Source organism: Bradyrhizobium sp. LTSPM299 (genome assembly GCF_000938235.1).
Taxonomy (GTDB): Bacteria; Pseudomonadota; Alphaproteobacteria; order Rhizobiales; family Xanthobacteraceae; genus Bradyrhizobium.
In genome coordinates this window covers 63,012-80,349 of the sequence record NZ_JYMU01000027.1, presented here as the reverse complement: position 1 = coordinate 80,349, position 17,338 = coordinate 63,012, and the positions used below count along the sequence as shown (strand labels likewise).

At 64.2% G+C, this 17,338-nt stretch carries 18 protein-coding genes; 5 read left to right on the top strand and 13 right to left on the bottom strand.

Going from position 1 to position 17,338, the window contains the following annotated elements; translation table 11 throughout:
* Positions 1-3: 3 nt before the first annotated feature.
* The 4 genes from ppx to UP10_RS16585 form a co-directional block, all read right to left on the bottom strand.
* Positions 4-1,506 carry an exopolyphosphatase gene (gene ppx, locus UP10_RS16600; protein WP_044588404.1) on the bottom strand — a complete coding sequence of 501 codons (1,503 nt, stop codon included), beginning with the start codon at positions 1,504-1,506 and terminating at the stop codon, positions 4-6.
* 12 nt (positions 1,507-1,518) lie between these two features.
* On the bottom strand, positions 1,519-3,726 hold the full coding sequence (locus UP10_RS16595; RefSeq protein WP_044588403.1) for an RNA degradosome polyphosphate kinase: 2,208 nt from the start codon (positions 3,724-3,726) through the stop codon (positions 1,519-1,521).
* Between the two features lie 135 nt (positions 3,727-3,861).
* Positions 3,862-4,539 (bottom strand): P-loop NTPase family protein, encoded by a 678-nt coding sequence (locus UP10_RS16590; RefSeq protein ID WP_044588402.1) that lies wholly within the window; start codon positions 4,537-4,539, stop codon positions 3,862-3,864.
* 17 nt (positions 4,540-4,556) lie between these two features.
* Positions 4,557-5,099 carry a CDP-alcohol phosphatidyltransferase family protein gene (locus tag UP10_RS16585; protein WP_044588401.1) on the bottom strand — a complete coding sequence of 181 codons (543 nt, stop codon included), beginning with the start codon at positions 5,097-5,099 and terminating at the stop codon, positions 4,557-4,559.
* A gap of 159 nt (positions 5,100-5,258) precedes the next feature.
* On the opposite strand from UP10_RS16585, the gene purM reads away from it, so the two are divergent.
* Both purM and purN read left to right on the top strand, forming a co-directional pair.
* Positions 5,259-6,332 carry a phosphoribosylformylglycinamidine cyclo-ligase gene (purM, locus tag UP10_RS16580; protein ID WP_044588400.1) on the top strand — a complete coding sequence of 358 codons (1,074 nt, stop codon included), beginning with the start codon at positions 5,259-5,261 and terminating at the stop codon, positions 6,330-6,332.
* Entirely contained in the window at positions 6,329-6,982 is a 654-nt protein-coding gene (gene purN, locus UP10_RS16575; RefSeq protein ID WP_044588399.1) for a phosphoribosylglycinamide formyltransferase, read from the top strand. Before purM ends, purN begins: the two co-directional genes overlap by 4 nt.
* 83 nt (positions 6,983-7,065) lie before the next feature.
* On the opposite strand, the gene UP10_RS16570 is transcribed toward purN, so the two are convergent.
* A complete protein-coding gene (locus UP10_RS16570; RefSeq protein WP_044536427.1) occupies positions 7,066-7,266 on the bottom strand; it encodes a cold-shock protein in 201 nt (66 codons plus the stop codon).
* Between the two features lie 386 nt (positions 7,267-7,652).
* On the opposite strand from UP10_RS16570, the gene UP10_RS16565 reads away from it, so the two are divergent.
* The gene (locus tag UP10_RS16565) at positions 7,653-8,831 is read left to right on the top strand and encodes an autotransporter outer membrane beta-barrel domain-containing protein (protein ID WP_044588398.1); all 1,179 of its coding nucleotides are present in this window, start codon (positions 7,653-7,655) and stop codon (positions 8,829-8,831) included.
* A 1-nt stretch (position 8,832) separates the two neighbouring features.
* On the opposite strand, the gene rnd is transcribed toward UP10_RS16565, so the two are convergent.
* Positions 8,833-9,981 carry a ribonuclease D gene (gene rnd, locus UP10_RS16560; protein WP_044588397.1) on the bottom strand — a complete coding sequence of 383 codons (1,149 nt, stop codon included), beginning with the start codon at positions 9,979-9,981 and terminating at the stop codon, positions 8,833-8,835.
* A gap of 634 nt (positions 9,982-10,615) precedes the next feature.
* On the opposite strand from rnd, the gene UP10_RS16555 reads away from it, so the two are divergent.
* Together UP10_RS16555 and UP10_RS16550 are read left to right on the top strand one after the other, a co-directional pair.
* Entirely contained in the window at positions 10,616-10,837 is a 222-nt protein-coding gene (locus UP10_RS16555) for a hypothetical protein (protein ID WP_156180061.1), read from the top strand.
* A gap of 114 nt (positions 10,838-10,951) precedes the next feature.
* Positions 10,952-11,182, top strand: coding sequence for a DUF2171 domain-containing protein (locus UP10_RS16550; RefSeq protein ID WP_044588395.1), 231 nt, complete (start codon positions 10,952-10,954; stop codon positions 11,180-11,182).
* 73 nt (positions 11,183-11,255) lie between these two features.
* Here the strand turns inward: UP10_RS16550 and UP10_RS46495 are convergent, their stop codons facing one another.
* The 7 genes from UP10_RS46495 to UP10_RS16520 form a co-directional block, all read right to left on the bottom strand.
* A complete protein-coding gene (locus tag UP10_RS46495; RefSeq protein WP_349643968.1) occupies positions 11,256-11,474 on the bottom strand; it encodes a hypothetical protein in 219 nt (72 codons plus the stop codon).
* A gap of 24 nt (positions 11,475-11,498) precedes the next feature.
* A complete protein-coding gene (locus UP10_RS16545; RefSeq protein ID WP_349643967.1) occupies positions 11,499-12,383 on the bottom strand; it encodes an acyltransferase family protein in 885 nt (294 codons plus the stop codon).
* Between the two features lie 85 nt (positions 12,384-12,468).
* Positions 12,469-13,698 (bottom strand): chromate efflux transporter, encoded by a 1,230-nt coding sequence (gene chrA / locus UP10_RS16540; RefSeq protein ID WP_082077152.1) that lies wholly within the window; start codon positions 13,696-13,698, stop codon positions 12,469-12,471.
* Between the two features lie 107 nt (positions 13,699-13,805).
* Entirely contained in the window at positions 13,806-15,110 is a 1,305-nt protein-coding gene (locus UP10_RS16535) for an SLC13 family permease (RefSeq protein WP_044588394.1), read from the bottom strand.
* 177 nt (positions 15,111-15,287) lie between these two features.
* Complete coding sequence (locus UP10_RS16530) at positions 15,288-15,575, bottom strand: hypothetical protein (protein WP_156180059.1); 288 nt, start codon at positions 15,573-15,575, stop codon at positions 15,288-15,290.
* A gap of 379 nt (positions 15,576-15,954) precedes the next feature.
* Positions 15,955-16,476 (bottom strand): OsmC family protein, encoded by a 522-nt coding sequence (locus UP10_RS16525; RefSeq protein WP_044588392.1) that lies wholly within the window; start codon positions 16,474-16,476, stop codon positions 15,955-15,957.
* Positions 16,477-16,711: 235 nt separating this feature from the next.
* Positions 16,712-17,206 carry an Lrp/AsnC family transcriptional regulator gene (locus UP10_RS16520; RefSeq protein ID WP_044588391.1) on the bottom strand — a complete coding sequence of 165 codons (495 nt, stop codon included), beginning with the start codon at positions 17,204-17,206 and terminating at the stop codon, positions 16,712-16,714.
* Positions 17,207-17,338: the final 132 nt, after the last annotated feature.

Here is a 17,338-nt window from a genome sequence, read left to right as displayed (position 1 = left end):
CGGTTAACGCCGTACGATCGAGCCGGCGCGCCCAACCAGCCGCGCCAACTGCTTGAAGCGGCTGCCGACGCGGTCGGCGACGAGATCGACCATCCGGTGCTCGAACACCAGCATCAGCTTGCGGCCCTGGGTCCGGAAATGGGTTGCCGGCAGCACGCCGGTACGGGCAGCCGAGATCAGGTGGGCGACGCGGAACGCGGCGCCGAGTACGCGGGCGCGCTCGTCCATTGCCGGCGTCACCAGCGCGCGGATCTGCAGCGGCGGCTCGTTTCCCTCGCTCAGTCCCGCGTAGCGGTAGAACACCGAGAGCGCGACGAAGGCGCGGCCCTGGTGTGTGATCGAACCGAAATTTCCGTTCATGATCAGGCTGAGGGTTTCCTCGCCGCGATGATCCGGATGCACCCGCCAGCCGATGTCCGACAACAGGCAGGCGACGTGGCGCAGCCGGCGATCCTCCTCGGTCTCGCGCAGCTTGACCACCCGCACCAGCCGGTCGGTCCACGCGCTCAGCTCCTGGGCGTGACGGCCCGAGCGCGACAGCAATTCGTTGAGGTTCTGCGCGGCACAGACCAGGCCGTCCTTGGCACGCTCGGTCTGCGGCAGCATCTCGTACAGCAGACCTTCGCGCACGCCGAAGGTCGAGAACACGATGGTCTTCGGCTGCGCGACGCGGATGATGTATTCGAGCACCAGCGCGGCATAGGTCAGCAGCGGTCGCCGGGCGTCGGCGACCGCCTCGATGTTGGCCAGCATATTGGTGGCCGCGAGCCGCCGCAGCCGCTGCGCGAAGTCGAGCACGTCGGCGGCCGGAAGAGAATAGCCGTGCATCACCTTGAGCGGATAGCCGCTCTGGATGATGTGGATGCGCGCCAGCGCGCGCCAGGTGCCGCCGACCGCATAGAAGGTGCGGCCACGGCCGGCCTTGAGCTGGGCGACGCCGAGCAACTCGTTCTTGACGATACGTTCCGCCCGCTTGAGCGATTTGTGCGAGAGGTCCTGCAGCGCAAGGCTGCCGAGCGGCAACGTCACGCCGCTGCGCACGCGGTTGCCTCTTACGTCGATCAGTTCGAGCGAGCCGCCCCCGAGATCGCCGACGATGCCGTTTGGGTTGTGCACACCGGAGACGACGCCGAGCGCCGACAGTTTTGCTTCACGCGGTCCGGAGAGAATCTCGATCTTGGCGCCGCAGATCCGTTCGGCCCTGGCGATGAAATCGGCGCCGTTCTTGGCATCGCGGCAGGCGGCGGTCGCGATCGCGTAGACGCGGCCGACCTGCTGGATCTTGCACAGCGCCCGGAAGCGACGAAGCGCGGTGAGCGCCTTGTTGACGGCATCGGTCGCGAGCAGGCCGGTGCTTTGGACCTCGCGGCCGAGCCCGCACAGCGCCTTCTCGTTGAAGATGGTGACGAGATTGCGTGCCATCGACTCGTACACGACGAGACGGACCGAGTTCGAGCCGATATCGATGACAGCGACGCTCGCAGCGCGCTTCCGCGGTCGCTTCACCGTGTAGTTCCCTTATGACGATGACGGCTGCTGGCGTTCGTTGCGACGCGTGAGCCGGCGGGGCGAGGATTCCTTGAGAGACTTGCCACGGCCGGACAGACTCGGATTTGTCATGAAGTAGTTGTGCAGGTTGAAAGGCTCTTCGCCTTTCGCGGCCTTCATACGCGTTGACGATCCATCCGGCAACAATTGCCAGCTCTGCTCGGTGTCCTTCAGGTTGGCGACCATGATCTGTTCGAGAACCTGCTGATGCACCGTGGGATTTTGCAGCGGACAGAGCACTTCGACGCGGCGGTCGAGGTTTCGCGGCATCATGTCGGCGGACGAGATATACACAGCAGCTTTCGTGCTCGGCAGGCCTTGCCCCATGCCGAAGCAGTAGATTCGGCCATGTTCCAGGAAGCGGCCGATGATCGATTTGACGCGGATATTCTCGGATAGTCCGGGCAGGCCGGGCCGCAGGCAACAGATGCCGCGCACCACGAGCTCGATCGAGACGCCGGCCTGCGAGGCTTCATACAGCGCGTCGATGATATCGGGATCGACCAGCGCGTTCATCTTCATCCAGATCATGCCGGGCCGGCCATGGCGGACATGGGCGATCTCGCCGTGGATGTGTTCGATGATCCGCTTGCGCAACGTCAGCGGCGACACAGCCATCTTCTCGATGTCGCTCGGCTCGGCATAGCCGGTGATGTAATTGAACACCCGCGCAGCATCGCGGCCGATGATCTGGTCCGAGGTGAAGTAGGAGACGTCGGTGTAGATGCGCGCGGTCACCGGGTGGTAGTTGCCGGTGCCGGTGTGCACATAGGTCGTGAGGCTGCCGCCCTCGCGGCGCACCACCATCGACAGCTTGGCGTGGGTCTTCAGCTCGATGAAGCCGTAAACCACCTGCACGCCGGCGCGTTCGAGGTCGCGGGCCCAGCGGATATTGGCCTCCTCGTCGAAGCGCGCCTTCAGTTCGATCAGCGCGGTGACCGACTTGCCGGCCTCGGCGGCATCCGCCAAGGCCCGCACGATCGGAGAGTTGTTCGAGGTGCGATACAGCGTCTGCTTGATTGCGACGACGTCGGGGTCGCGCGCCGCCTGCTGCAGGAACTGGACGACGACGTCGAACGATTCATAGGGGTGATGGACCACCAGGTCCTTCTGTCGGATGGCGGCGAAGATGTCGCCGCCATGGTCGCGCACGCGCTCGGGATGGCGCGGCACATAGGACGGGAATTCAAGGTCGGGGCGATCGAGACGGGTGAGCTGCGACAGCTCGTTCATGGCGAGCACGCCGTCGACCAGGAAGATCTCGTCGTCCGCCGCCGACAGCGCGCGCTGCACGAAGCTGCGCAGCTCTTCCGGCATCTTGGCCTCGATCTCGAGACGGATCACCGATCCGCGCCGGCGGCGTTTGAGCGCGGTCTCGAACAGGCGGACAAGGTCTTCGGCCTCTTCCTCGATTTCGAGCTCGGAGTCTCTGATGATCCGGAACGCACCCTGGCCTTTGACCGTGTAGCCGGGGAACAGCCGGCCGATGAACAGGCCGGTCGCCTGTTCCAGCGTGATCAGCCGCACCGCGCCGCCGTCCTTTGCGACAGGGATACGGATGAAGCGGTCGATCTTGCCGGGCATGCGGATCAGTGCGTTCATCGGCTTGCCATCGGAGACCCGCGCCAGATGCAGCGCCACGGTGAAGCCGAGGTTCGGGATGAAAGGGAACGGGTGGGCCGGATCGATCGCCAGCGGCGTCAGCAGCGGGAAGATGTTGTGGAGGAAGTGATCCTCGATCCAGGTGCGCTCGGACTTGGTGACGTCGCGACCGTCGACCAGCTGGATGCCGGCCCCGGACAGGATCGTGCGGAGGTCGCTCCAGATCGCCTGCTGGTCCGAGGCGAGCTGCGAGACCGACTTGTGGATCATCACGAGCTGTTCCGCCGGCAGTAGGCCGTCCGGGCTGCGCTCGGCAATCCCTTCGCGGACCTGCGCCTTGATGCCGGCGACGCGGACCATGAAGAACTCGTCAAGGTTATTCGCTGAAATCGACAGAAACCGGACGCGCTCCAGCGCGGGATGGCCGAGATTGACTGATTCCTCGAGCACCCGGCGATTGAAATGCAGCCAGGAGAGTTCGCGATTGATGAATCGCTCGGGGCTGGTCGCGATCGCAGGGACCGTCGGGGTGTCCGTCTCTTTGTCTTTTATTTCAATAGCTTGCGACGAGTCCATCAAGTGTCGATCCAATTCGGGGCGTGGGGCCGGGGCGGTCTAGCCGAAGGCCGCGCAAACCATGTGATATTGCGATGACGTTTCAATGACATTGATGTTCCGCCAGCTTCCGTCGTCAAGTCTGGCGGGACCGCTTCAGGCATCGCGCAACAGTTCGGCCGCGAGCGCCCGCGTGACCGGCCGGCCCAGCCGCAGCGCTTCGGTATCCAGCAATTCGACCGCCTGCCGGACGGCGGCATAGGAGCGCTCGATCCGGGTGGTCAGGTAGGTCACGACCGACTCGTCCACGGTCATTTGGCGGTCGGCGCAGAATTTCAGGATCAGGCTGCGAAACACCAAATCGTCGGGCGGCAACAGCGTCACCACCGGCACCGCGCGCAGCCGCGAGCGAAGGTCACGAAGTTCGATCTCGATGGCGGCGGGCGCGATGCGTGCGGTGATCAGGACGAAGGCATCGTCCTGACGCGCGAGATTCATCAGATGGAACATCGCGCGCTCGTCGAAATCTGACGGCCGCAGATCTTCGACCACCAGCGCCCCGGTTGCGAGCGCCGCAGGCACGCCATCCGCGGTCAGCGCATGCGCCGAGGTCGCGCGCGCACCTGATAGCTCGGCCCAGATCGCGGCCAGATGGCTCTTGCCGGAGCCTTCCGGTCCGACCAGCAGCATGATGCGGTTCGGCCAGTCGGGCCAGCGATCGATCAGCGCCAGCGCCGCTTCATTGGCCGGACCCTCGAGGAAGTCGTCGCGGGTCAGTCGCTCCTCGTGCGGCAATGCCAAGGCCAATTGACGAGGTTGAACGCTACCTGCCACACAAATCTCCAAACCAGCTATCGCGCGTCGATCGTGCTCATGTGTCGCACCCACTCGACGAGATAGAGGGAGACGGAAACCAAAGTAAAGGTCGTGACGAATCCCATCAGGATCAGGTCATAGGGGTGTGGCCGGAACCCGAACCCGAGCGAGGCCAGCACCAGCGCCGCGAACGCGACCTGCGCCACCGTATTCAGCTTCGACACCATCAGCGGCTTCATCTCAACCGGCTTGTCGAACAACCATGACACAATCACGGCGGAAACGATCATGATATCGCGCGACACCACGAGGATCACGATCCAGCGTGGCACCGCGCCCCAGATCCCGAGCGCGACATAGATCGAAACCAGCAGCGCCTTGTCGGCGAGGGGATCGAGCAGGGCGCCGAGCTCGCTCGTCATGTTGAAGCGCTTGGCCAGGAAGCCGTCGACTGCGTCCGAGACACCGGCGATCACGAAGATCGCGAATGCGATCTCCATCTGGCTGGAGACGATGGCCCAGACGATCACCGGCACCAGGATGATGCGGCCAAGGGTAATGATGTTCGGAATACTCAACTTGGTCGCTTCCCGGCTACAAGCCTGATTTTACTCGATATCCGGCTCTTGGGTGCAGTGGCCGGATGTTATCTACATAGTTACGCGACGCGTGGGCCGCGAGCCATTGCGCGGCGGCGGAATTCCTCGTAACCAGCCGCTGATCATCTGGAATTGGGCATGACCGAGCGCAAAAACGGGCTCACTTACGCGGATTCGGGCGTCGATATCGATGCCGGCAATCGTCTGGTCGATCTGATCAAACCGATGGTGCGGGCCACGGCGCGCCCCGGAGCGGACGCCGAGATCGGCGGCTTCGGCGGGCTGTTCGACCTCAAGGCCGCGGGCTTCAAGGATCCGGTCCTGGTGGCTGCGACCGACGGCGTCGGCACCAAGCTGAAGATCGCGATCGAAACCGGCATTCATGGCGGCATCGGCATCGACCTGGTGGCGATGTCGGTCAATGACCTCGTCGTGCAGGGCGCGGAGCCGCTGTTCTTCCTCGATTATTTCGCCTGCGGCAAGCTCGACCCCGAGGCCACGGCGGCGATCGTGATGGGAATCGCCGAAGGTTGCCGCGAATCCGGCTGCGCGCTGATCGGCGGTGAGACCGCCGAGATGCCGGGCCTCTACAAGGACGGCGACTACGACCTCGGCGGCTTCGCCGTCGGCGCCGCCGAGCGCGGCACGCTGCTGCCGAGCGGCGATATCGCCGCGGGCGATGCGGTGATCGGTCTGGCATCCTCGGGTGTGCACTCCAACGGCTACTCGCTGGTGCGCAAGATCGTCGAGATGTCCGGTGTTGCCTATGACGCGGCGGCGCCGTTCGCGCCTGTCATGACGCTCGGCGCGGCGCTGCTGACGCCGACGCGGCTTTACGTGAAATCCTGCCTGCGCGCGATCCGCGAGACCGGCGCGGTCAAGGGGCTCGCGCATATCACCGGCGGCGGCTTCACCGACAACATCCCGCGCGTGCTGCCCAAGCATCTCGGCGTCGGCATTGATCTGGCGCGGCTGCCGGTGCTGCCGGTGTTCAAATGGCTGGCGGCGCAGGGCGGCATTGCCGAGCTCGAATTGCTGCGCACCTTCAACTGCGGCATCGGGATGATTGCAATCGTCAAGGCTGATGCGATCGACCAGGTCGCGGAGGTGTTCACCGCCAACGGCGAGACCGTGGCGGTGCTGGGCGAGGTGGTCGAGACGAGCGGCGAGCACCGCGTGGTCTATAACGGTCATCTCGATCTCTCGCGATGAAGCGCCGCGTCGCCATCCTGATATCGGGCCGCGGCTCCAACATGGCCGCGCTGATCGAGGCCGCCAAGGCGCCGGATTTTCCGGCCGAGATCGTGGTCGTGATCTCCAACCGCGCCGGCGCCGCGGGGTTGGAGCGGGCGGCCGCCAGCGGTGTTCCAACCGTCGTCATCGAGAGCAAGCCGTTCGGCAAGGATCGCGCCGGCTTCGAGGCCGTGCTGCAGCAGGTGCTCGACGAGAAGCGGGTCGAGTTGATCTGCCTCGGCGGCTTCATGCGGCTGTTCACCCCGGAGTTCGCGCAGGCGTGGTACGGGCGGATGCTCAACATCCATCCATCGCTGCTGCCGTGCTTTCCCGGCCTCGATCCGCACGGCCAGGCGCTGCGCGCGGGCGTAAAGCTCTCCGGCGCGACGGTGCATTTCGTGATCCCGGAGACCGATGCGGGGCCGATCGTGATGCAGGGCGCGGTCACCGTGGCCGATGACGACACGCCCGAGACGCTCGCCGCACGCGTCATCACAATTGAGCATCGTATCTACCCCGAGGCGCTGCGGCTCCTGGCAAGCGGCCGCCTCAGGCTGGACGGCGATCTCTGCCGGACGCTGGGAAGCGCTGCATCCGACAGCACGCTGATCGCGCCGGCGGCGAGCTAGCGCGCCGGCACGCGAAGGAAATCCCCCGGAGGTGATTCGGCCGGGGGCGGTGGCGAGACGTCCTGCGCTGACGGCGCCGGCGTTCAGACCTTGAGATTCTCCGCGGAAGCTTTGCCGCGGTTCTCGACCAGATCGTATTCGACGGTCTGGTTTTCGTTGAGCGTCGAGAGCCCGGCACGCTCGACCGCCGAGATGTGGACGAACACGTCCTTGTCTCCAACGGCCGGCTTGATGAACCCGTAACCCTTCGTCGGGTTGAACCACTTGACGGTACCCTTCGGCATCGCCTCTCTCCCAGTTTAGATACAAAAAAGACGCGGCCACGTTTTGCACGTGCCACGCCACAAACGGGCTTTCCGGTGTCTGTTCAATTCCCGAGTCTTCAAGGTCGAAGTCTTCAACGTCGCGAAACGCACAGTCGAACGGCCGCAATCCGAGTGTGAAGGGATTGCAACACGAAAATCGCAGCTTAGCAAGCCTCTGGCATGCCTCGGCGAATCTTCGCGATGCAACCGCAACCTGTGGCCGCCCGACAACAACGCGTTGCGCTCGGCCAGTGGCCGATCGCCCAAGGCGTTGACGCCTCGCGCAAACTGGAGGCAAATCGGCCGGGGCAGGGCCGGATTTCCGTACCTCTCGCGGCTTGCTGAGCTCCTGGGGAATTGAACGTATGTGCCGCTCATCGCGTGGTTGGCTAGCTGGACTGGCCGGAACTGCCGGCGGCCTCGTGCGGGCGGCCGTGGTCGCCGTGCTCGTCGGCGTCGCGATGGCCACCTCGGCCCATGCACAGACCCCGACGCCGACACCAACGCCTACGCCCACGGTAACCCCCACGCCGACCCCCACACCTTCGCCGACACCCAGCCCGGCGCCGACCCCGACCCAGACGATGATCAATGCCAATGTCTCGGCCGGGTCGACCGTCACCAATCTCGGCAGCAACTTCCTGGAGCGGCTCAACAACCAGACGACCAACGGCTTCAACCGGATGTCGCGCAACAATCCCGGCGGCGGCGGTGCATCCGAGAGCACGGACGGGCCGGTCTACCGCAGTTGGGTCGAGGGCTACGGCCTCTCGATGACCAACGGCGCGGTCGGCGGCTATGTCGGCGACACCAGGACAACCTGGGGCGGCGTTGCCGGGATCGGGGCGCGCGTTGCGCCAGGCGTCAACATCGGCTTCTCGATCGACCAGAGCCACACCGACATCGACGTGCCGCTGGCGCTGCAATCGGCATCGCTCGATCTCACCCAGTTCGGCTTCAGCGCTTCGCTCGACAAGGGGCCGTGGACCTGGGCGGTCGCGATCGTGCACGGCTTCGGCAAGATCAACTCCAGCCGCGACACCGGCTTCGGGCTCGCGATCGCGGGTTACAATGCGCGGCTCGACGGCGCGATCAGCGAGCTCAGCTATTACATCGACAAGGACCAGAGCCGGCTGGTGCCCAAGGGCGCGCTGGAATACGTCCACGCGCGGACCGGATCGTATCAGGAGATCGGCGGCCTCGATCCGGTGTCGGCGACCGCAGCCAGCGTCGACCGGATGCGCCTGCTGCTCGGCGCCGAGGTCGGGCACTACTGGATATTCGACCAGAAGATTCTCGATCTCTCCGCCTACGGCAAGTTCGTCGACAATCTCGTGCAGAATTTCAGCAACACCACCGTCACGCTCGGCGCCCAGAGCCTCACGCTGCAGGGCATCGGCGAGAGCCAGTATGGCGCCGACGCTGGCGCAGCAGCGTCGCTCAGCCTGACTTCCACGGCGCGCATCTACGTCAACTACGACGCCAAGTTCCGCGCCGCGATGCAGTCGCATCAGGGGACCATCGGCTTCGAAGTGAAGTGGTGAGCTACTCCCGATCCACCCGCACCACGCGGCCCTTGTCGATCGCGAGCGCCAGTTCGCCGCGCTTCAGCTTGAGGGCTGCCTCGCCGAACAGTTCGCGCCGCCAGCCGTGCAGGGCGCCGACATCGGCATTGTCGTCGGCGGCGATCTGCTCGAGATCGTCGACGGTCGCGATCACCTTGCTCGCCACCGCGTGGCGCTCGGAGGTCATGCGCAACAGCACCTTCAACAGCTCGACGGTCGCGGCACCATTGGAATTGTTGCGCGGCTTTTCGAGCTTCGGCAGCGTGGCCTGATCGCGCGCCAGCCCGCGCTGCACGGCGGCGATGATGTCGCTGCCCCATTTGGAGCGGTCAAAACCCTTCGGCAGCGAACGCAGACTGGCGAGCTTTTCCAGCGAGGTCGGCGCGTGGGTTGCGATATCGCCGACCGCGTCGTCCTTCAGCACGCGCGAGCGCGGCACGTCGCGGCTCTGTGCCTCCTGTTCGCGCCAGGCCGCGACCTCGATCAGCACCGCGAGCTCGCGCGGCTTGCGGACGCGGGTCTTGAGCCGCTCCCAGGCGCGTTCGGGGTGGAAGTCGTAGGTCTTCGGCGACGTCAGGACCTCCATCTCCTCGCTGACCCACTCGCTGCGGTCGCGCTTCTTCAGGTCGGCGTCGAGGGCCGCGAAGACGTCGCGCAGATGGGTGACGTCGGAGACCGCGTAGTGAAGCTGGTCGTCGGTCAGCGGCCGGCGCGACCAGTCGGTGAAGCGGTGGGTCTTGTCCGGCCGGTGGCCGGTGACGCGCTCGACCAGCTGGTCATAGGCGATGCTGTCGCCATAGCCGAGCACCATGGCGGCGACCTGGGTGTCGAAGATCGGGCGGGGAATGGTGCCGGAGAGGTGCCAGACGATCTCGATGTCTTGCCGCGCCGCGTGGAACACCTTGAGGACCGCTTCGTTCGACATCAGTTCGAAAAGCGGCTTGAGGTCGATCCCCGGCGCCAGCGCGTCGACCACGACGGCCTCGTCCGCGCTCGCCATCTGCACGACGCAGAGCAACGGATAGTAGGTCGTCTCCCGCAGGAACTCGGTGTCGACGGTGATGACCTTGTGTTGGGCGAGGCGGTCGCAGACGGCCGCAAGGTCGGAGGTGGTGGTAATCAGATCCATGAACTGTCCATAACGCTTACCAACGCGTTCGGACGAAAGGGCTACTATGTCAAGGGTCTTGCTGGGATTTTGGCTCTGCATAGGGGGCAGAATTCGACCTTTTGCACGGCTTCGCGGTCTCGCGGCGCGGTTTGCGTCCGAGGATTGAGTATCTTCCGCCCTCATCTGGACAGGGCGCAGGGAAAGCCGGGTGCCGATCGCACCCATGGGCCCCGTGCAACAAAAAGCACGGGGGCAGGACCACAGGTGTAACCGGAAACAACCCGGCTTTCCCTGCGCGATGGGTTACGGCTTATACGTGCTCCCCGGCGAAGACCGGGCTTGTTTGTCACCGTCGTCCGCCAAACGCGTATGCGCCTTGCGAACTTTTGCCTGCCACTGGGGCGTCGAGACCACACGATTTCACCGTCCGCCTCAGCCAAGCTCGTCAGTCGTGACATCGGCGTCCATCGCATCCCACCGCGCGTTCGTGACGTGCGCTCGCCCCTCAATCGGGTGGGACGGGCACATCTATACACTGAGTCGCCCTTCGGATAAAGCGAAATATTTTTGCGCGAGGGGCTTGCGCCGTCGGGCAACTCAGTGATTGGCGTCCTCCGGCGCGGACTCTGCAACCGTCTCTCGGAGTTGGAAGTTGACGCAGGGAACTTCCGGAACCCCAAATCGTTATGTCCTCATGGATTATGAAGCCCAAGAGAAGCGGCAACCCACTGCCGAGGAACGCGCGGCAAAGAAGGAAAAGAGCCTTTGGGACGCCAAGAAGGCGCTCGCCGAGCGGAAAAAGGCGGATGACGCCTTTCGTGCAAACTTCGAACGCTTGAAGGCCGAGCGCCTCACGCGCGAACAGAAGTCATAGCGTATCACGAGGGCGGATACCTCTCGGTGAATTGGGGCCCTCGGTTCTCCCGGGGCCTTTTGTTTGAACAGTGGTCGAGTTCGCGCGTTAGCAATTCCAGAGAGGACGAAAAAAATGGACGTCAAAGAGCATATGGAAGTGATCGGCGCCGATGGCGTGCATATTGGTACCGTGGACAAGGTCGAAGGTGGCCGCATCAAGCTGACGAAAAAGGACAGCGGTGAGGGGTCTCATAAGGGCCATCATCATTTCATCGATAAGGGCCTCATCGCCGAAGTTGAAGGCGACAAGGTCCGGCTCTCCGCGAATGCCGATGTCGCGGTGACAATGGAGCAGGAAAAATAGGAGTAGTCGGTGCAGGCTTGCCGCCATTAAATTGCGGTGGGTGACGCATCTACCGGGAAGGGGCTTACACCGGCTAGGCCTGGACTGGACTGATCATTTGCTTGCCGGCGCGTTGGATGCGCGACGGCCATCCGAGCCGCGATGCGAGTGCCGTCAAACTGTCCTTGGTCAAGCGGTGCACGGGGCGTTCGAGCACGCGCCAAACAAACCACGCCAGCACGACCATGCCGGTCACGACGATCACGGTCCACAGAGCGTGGTTCCGATCAGATGCAGCGGAGAGGAAGATCACGTAACCGAGCTGCTTATGCAGGAGCTAAAGCGGATAGGTGATGCCGCCTACGGCGGCGAGGAGAGTCGTCGGTAACGGGATGGACTTGATGCGGGTCGCCAGGAACACGATGCCGAGCGAGACGACGCAGATGGCCGCAACGATGCGGGGATCGAAGCTGCCACCGGTATGGACGTCGAGCCGTTCCAGCTTGTGGACGGCCTGAAACGCTGCCGTTCCCAGCGCCAGCGCCAGCAGGCCGTAGAGCTTGGCGTCGCGCCGCCCGCGGTAATGCTCGTAGATCAGCAGTCCCACGGCGAAGAAGCCGCTGTCGTCGGCCATGAACAGCTTCTCGAACAGCGGGGCGTCAATGGTGAGTTCGTTGAGGAAAGTGATTGCGAGCCACGCGAGGATGATGACGTCGATCCGCCGCGGGAACAGCCCCAACGCCAGCAACGCCACGACCCACGCGTAGAACACGACCTCGATCACCAGTGACCAGTAGGCCGCATCGACATAGGGCTGGCCGAACATGGGGGCTGCGATGAACAGGTTCGCCAGCCATTGTCCGGAGGTCACCTGGAAATGCGCGCGGCCCAGCACCAGCGTCGCGAGGAACGTCAGCGTCATGCAGATCACGAAGGTCGGGTAGATGCGGCTGAATCGCGCGATCGCGAAACCGACCGGCGTCCTGCCTTCCGCGGAGTAGGCGATGACAAAGCCGCTGATCGCGAAGAACACCGGCACGCCCAGGAATCCGTATTGCGCGATCGGGGTCAGCCACGGCAGCGCGACTTGCGTGACGCCGTCGTTCGACGCGGGGCCCCAGAAACCGTAATGGTACAGGATCACGGCGCCCACGGCGGCCATGCGCATCAGGTCCAGCGCCGGGACTCTCGCTGTGTCCGGCTGTCCATCGACGGTTGGCATCTGCCTTGCTCCAGAGGCAAACATTCTCCAGCCAAACCGGTGAAGGCGCTGTTAACCGGACGCCTGAAAGGGCGGTCCTGACTGTTCAGGTCTGCAACGGCCCCATGGCCATGCCGCATGCTGCGCAGAGCGCGACGACCAGCAGCGGCGGCGCGCGCCATGCGGTGAGCAGGACGAAGCTGGCGAGCGCGATGCCGACATCGAGCGGGCGCTGCACCGTGCTGGTCCATAGCGGATTGTAGAGGGCCGCGCCGAGCAGGCCGACGACGGCGGCGTTGACGCCACGCATGATCGCCTGCGCGTCGGCCCGTTTGCGAAAACCGTTCCAGAACGGCAGCGCGGCGAGCAGGACCAGGATCCCGGGCACGAAGATGCCGATCAGTCCTACGATCGCGCCCGGCACGCCGCCGATGACAGCGCCGAGATAGGCGGCGAAGGTGAACAAGGGGCCTGGCACGGCCTGCGCCGCGCCATAGCCGGTCAGGAAGGTGTCGTCGCTGATCCAGCCCGGCGCCACCACCGCTTCGCGCAGCAGCGGCAGGACGACGTGTCCGCCGCCGAACACCAGCGCACCCGAGCGATAGAACGCGTCGAACATGCCGAGGCCGGGCCACATCCGGGCAAGCAGCGGCAGCCCGACCAGCAGCGCGACGAACACCGCGAGGGCGCCGAGGCCAACGCGGCGCGATACCGGCATTGCGATGTGGGCGGCGCCATTGGCCTGTTGCTGCGCCCGGCAGAGCCAGAGTCCAGCGACGGCGCCCAGGATGATCGCTCCGATCTGCGCGATTGACGAGGAACTGATGAGGATGACAATCGCCGCCACCGTTGCAATCGACGCACGCTCGCGGTCGGGACAGAGTGAGCGCGCCATGCCCCAGACCGCCTGGGCCACGATCGCAACCGCGACCAGCTTGAGGCCGTGGACCAGACCGGTGCCGACTGGGCCGCTCAGCCCGCTCGCGCCGAAGGCGAACAGCACCAATGCGATCGCCGAGGGAAGCGTGAAGCCGGTCCAGGCCGCCAGCGCGCCCAGATAGCCGGCGCGCATCAGGCCGAGCGAAAAGCCAACCTGGCTGCTCGCCGGGCCCGGCAGGAACTGGCAAAGCGCGACGAGGTCCGCGTAGGACTGCTCGTCAAGCCAGCGCCTGCGGACGACGAACTCGTAGCGGAAATAGCCGATATGGGCGATCGGGCCGCCGAAGCAACTCACGCCGAGCTTGAGGAAAATCAGCAGCACCTCGAGTGGCGAATGCGCATGGTTCGCCGCGGAAGGTGATGCGTTTCGCGGCTCGACGTGTTTGGTGTCGCTCAAGAGTTTTCAATCCCCTGCCTTGCCCTGCGGAGGTGAACCCGTCGGGCCACGATATCGCCATTCGATGACGAGTTGAGCGAGATTATTCTGACGACGACCGGACAGCCTCATCCGATCCAACCGAGCAGGCGAAACCACAGCAGATAGAGCGGCCCGAGCAGCACGAACGAGATCAGCCCGACCAGCAGGCACATCTTGAGCGCGGCGCTGGCTGGGACCCTGGCCATGCTGGCGGCAACGACGATCGGTGCGGCCTGATAGGGCAATAGCGGCGTCGCATAGGCAAAGACCTGCGACATCAGCACGGTCGGCAGGCTCAGGCCGGTGTGCTCGGCGAGAACAGAGGCAAGCGGTGTGAACACAGCGGGCACGCCGTTGGCGGTGACGACGAAATTCAACAGGCTGGCGAGCCCGATCATCGAGGCGAAATCGGCGGCCGGGTGGGCGGGATCGAGCGGCAGATGCGGAATCAGCGCATCGCCGATCGTGTTGCCGAGCCCGGACCAGGCGACCACGGCGGCAAGCCCGAGGATGCCGGCGAGGTAGACGCAGGTCCGGACATTGACGCCGGCGGCGAATTCCTCGCCGTTGAGGAATCCGATCCGCGGCAGCAGGCAGAGGCACGCCGACACCAGGCCCACCCAAGCCGGCCGGATGCCGTGCACATTATCCGTCATCCAGAGCGCGAGCGTGACCAGCAGGATGAGCGACAGCCGCCATTCGGCAGCGCTCATCGGTGTTGTTACCGCGCGGCCTTCGATCCGCTGCGGCGAGGCCGGAAACATCCACATCAGGCAGCCGACGAGGACGACGCCCTTGAGGATGCCGATCACAGGCGCGTGCAGCACGAGATACGACATGTAGTCGAAATGAACGCCATAGGCGCGTTCGGCCGCGCCCGTCATGATCAGGTTCGGCACATTGGCCGGCAGGATCGACGCCGACAGTTGATAGGTGCCGAAGCCGACGGCGAGCGCGAGGCCGTAGCGGCCGAGCGATCCCTCAGCCAAGCCGGCGCGATCGGCGAGCGCCATGATGATCGGCATCAGCAGCGCGATGCGGCCCATGTTCGACGGCATCACGAAAGCCAGCGCGTAGGTCAGCGCAATGACGCCGGCCACCATCGCAAACCAGGATCCGGTAAGCCGGCCGGCAAGATGCCCGGCAATCCGGTCGGCCAGTCCCACTTTGCGGATCGCTGCACCAATCACGAAGCCGCCGAGCACCAGCCAGAACGCATCCGACTGAAAACCGGAAAACAGCACCTCCGGCGGCGCGGCGCGGAACACGGCGACGGCTGCAAAGAACAGCAGCGCGGTCAGATATTCGGGCAGCACGCTGTTGGCCCAGAGCAGGATCGCGATCGCTGCAAACCAGCCGGGATGAATCAGCGACGTGGCGGTCGAGGTCATGGTGTAATGGCTGGAAGAGGGCGGGATCGGTGAAGTCGCAATGTCACGACTCGCTGGAACATCCCCAAACATAGCATTGGAGAACAGGGCTGTGTGCGAGCCCAGCGGGGCTGCTGTGCTGCGGTCGCGATAGGCAGTGCACGCGTCGAGGCCGCGCGTTCGGCGGCAAGCCTGATCTTAATGCGGGCGCGCCATGTCAGCGAGGGCCGTCCACTCCCGTGCGATCGTGCCCCGGATGATGCCGGGCGGAAGCGCGCCAATTCTTGCAAGATCAGGCATCGGAATATTGCACACTTCGACGAAGTAATTCACCGCGTCGCCGATCGTCTGAATTCCGATGGCCTGAGCTGCGGGGGCATGTGTTCGGACGCAGGCCTTGAGATTGGAAATGACGTGCCGCAGTTGCTCATCTTGAGCAGTCTGCGCTGACACCGCCGATGCTGACCATGGCACCGCTGCAAGCATCAGTGTGATCGCGGTCCTCGACAGCACAATTCACCCATCAAAATGCTATCGGGTTGGATCAGACTATTGGGGCTCAAATGCGGTCGGGACCGGCTCATACTAATGCCACTGAACGTCGCAAAGGCGATCGGATCGCGCACTCACTCGTAGCCCATCTTCTTCGACGGCCGACGCGCCGCCGGCACCGCCAGCACCAAGAGGCACAGCGCAATCATCGCCATTCCCATAAACTCAAATGCAAACGCGTCCACGGGTCATTCTCCCCCATTACGAAACCGTTAGACTTGTTCGGGGTGCGTTGACGCGCTGTTAAGTCTTATGGTTACCGCGGCCGGGCTCCGCGCATGGTGCAAGGTGAGTTAACGCTCACGAGGCGGCGTTACGCCGCCACGCTCAACGGACCGGTGCGAAGCTTCAGATCGACCGGCGTCGGGTTGCGGAGAATATCCAGCACGGGACAATGCCGGTCGACCGTCTCCTTCAGCCGCGCGATGTCGGCGGCGGATGCGGGACTATCGATGACGACGTGCGCCTCGATGTGCTGGAAGCCGGGCCGGACGCTTTGATCGACGTTGAAGAAGCCGCGCAGATCGATCGCACCGGACAACTGGACCGACACGCCGTTGAGGGGAATCCCCAGCGCGTCCGCATAGAGGCGATAGGTGATTTCCTGGCATGAGCCGAGCGCTGCAAGAATGTACTCGACGGGATTGGGCGCGGTGTCCTGACCGCCGAGCGCCGGCGGCTCGTCGACGCCGACATTGAACTGCCGGACCGCGACGCTGCTGTTCACGCCGTCACCGAGACGCGAACTCGCCTGAAACACGGCCTGTGCCTGTGCGGGATCGGCGCCGAGCGCCTGTTGAGTGTCCGAGAAAACCTGTTTGAACTTGAAGGTCATTGTTCGTCTTCCCCTGGGATCAGCGACCAGAGGCTGATCGAACAGCGTAAGTCAGGCAATAGCGGCACAACAAAAACGACAGCTGCGGTGCGAAGCGCGAAATTTGCAGCAGCATTTTTCTCGTGCGTGCAGGAGTGCAGACGAAATCGATCGAGAGGTTGGAGGCGGGATGGACTGCGGCGACGCCGATCGTTTCCGATAAAGCGAGTTGATGCTCACCAGTGGCGGATGGAGGCTACGTACCGCGTTGGTCACGCAAATGTCCGAGCGGAAGCGGCGCTCCTGCCTTGATGGTCTGGAGCGCAATGTTGCTCCTCACTTCCTTCACGATCGACAAGTTCAAGAGCTTGCCGACCAGGAATTGCTGGTAGTGTTCGAGGTCGGGCACCACCACTTCCAGGAAGTAGTCAGACTCACCTGAAACGAGGTGGCATGCGACCACCTCGGGGAGTGCCGCGATGGTCTTCTCGAAGCCGAGCGCGACGTCGTTGGCGTGGCCGTCAATCTTGACGCCGACGAAGACCGAGAAGCCGAGACCGACGCGCTCGCGGCGCAGGGCTGCACGATAGCCTTCGATATAGCCCTCGCGCTCCAGCCGCTTGACGCGACGCAGGCAGGGTGAGGGCGAAAGCCCGATACGGTCGGCGAGTTCGACATTTGTCAGCCGCGCATCCGCCTGCAACTCGACGATGATCCGGCGGTCAATCGCGTCCATATCGGATTTTGGCATGATAGCGAAGCTTTCGCGAGGCCAAGGGCGAGATATTGCGCGCAGCTTAGGTCAGGCGATGCACTTTGCAAGGACCTGCCTTGCCTCGAGGTGCGATCGTTCGGCTGCAATTCTCAACCTGGAGCCGACGCA

Excerpts from the sequence above, each read along its gene's own strand:
- UP10_RS16595 (WP_044588403.1), bottom strand. The coding sequence starts at position 3,726 with ATGGACTCGTCGCAAGCTATTGAAATAAAAGACAAAGAGACGGACACC.
- purM (WP_044588400.1), top strand. The coding sequence starts at position 5,259 with ATGACCGAGCGCAAAAACGGGCTCACTTACGCGGATTCGGGCGTCGAT.
- purN (WP_044588399.1), top strand. The coding sequence starts at position 6,329 with ATGAAGCGCCGCGTCGCCATCCTGATATCGGGCCGCGGCTCCAACATG.
- UP10_RS16570 (WP_044536427.1), bottom strand. The coding sequence starts at position 7,266 with ATGCCGAAGGGTACCGTCAAGTGGTTCAACCCGACGAAGGGTTACGGG.
- UP10_RS16565 (WP_044588398.1), top strand. The coding sequence starts at position 7,653 with ATGTGCCGCTCATCGCGTGGTTGGCTAGCTGGACTGGCCGGAACTGCC.
- rnd (WP_044588397.1), bottom strand. The coding sequence starts at position 9,981 with ATGGATCTGATTACCACCACCTCCGACCTTGCGGCCGTCTGCGACCGC.
- UP10_RS16550 (WP_044588395.1), top strand. The coding sequence starts at position 10,952 with ATGGACGTCAAAGAGCATATGGAAGTGATCGGCGCCGATGGCGTGCAT.
- UP10_RS16545 (WP_349643967.1), bottom strand. The coding sequence starts at position 12,383 with ATGCCAACCGTCGATGGACAGCCGGACACAGCGAGAGTCCCGGCGCTG.
- UP10_RS16535 (WP_044588394.1), bottom strand. The coding sequence starts at position 15,110 with ATGACCTCGACCGCCACGTCGCTGATTCATCCCGGCTGGTTTGCAGCG.
- UP10_RS16530 (WP_156180059.1), bottom strand. The coding sequence starts at position 15,575 with ATGCTTGCAGCGGTGCCATGGTCAGCATCGGCGGTGTCAGCGCAGACT.
- UP10_RS16525 (WP_044588392.1), bottom strand. The coding sequence starts at position 16,476 with ATGACCTTCAAGTTCAAACAGGTTTTCTCGGACACTCAACAGGCGCTC.
- UP10_RS16520 (WP_044588391.1), bottom strand. The coding sequence starts at position 17,206 with ATGCCAAAATCCGATATGGACGCGATTGACCGCCGGATCATCGTCGAG.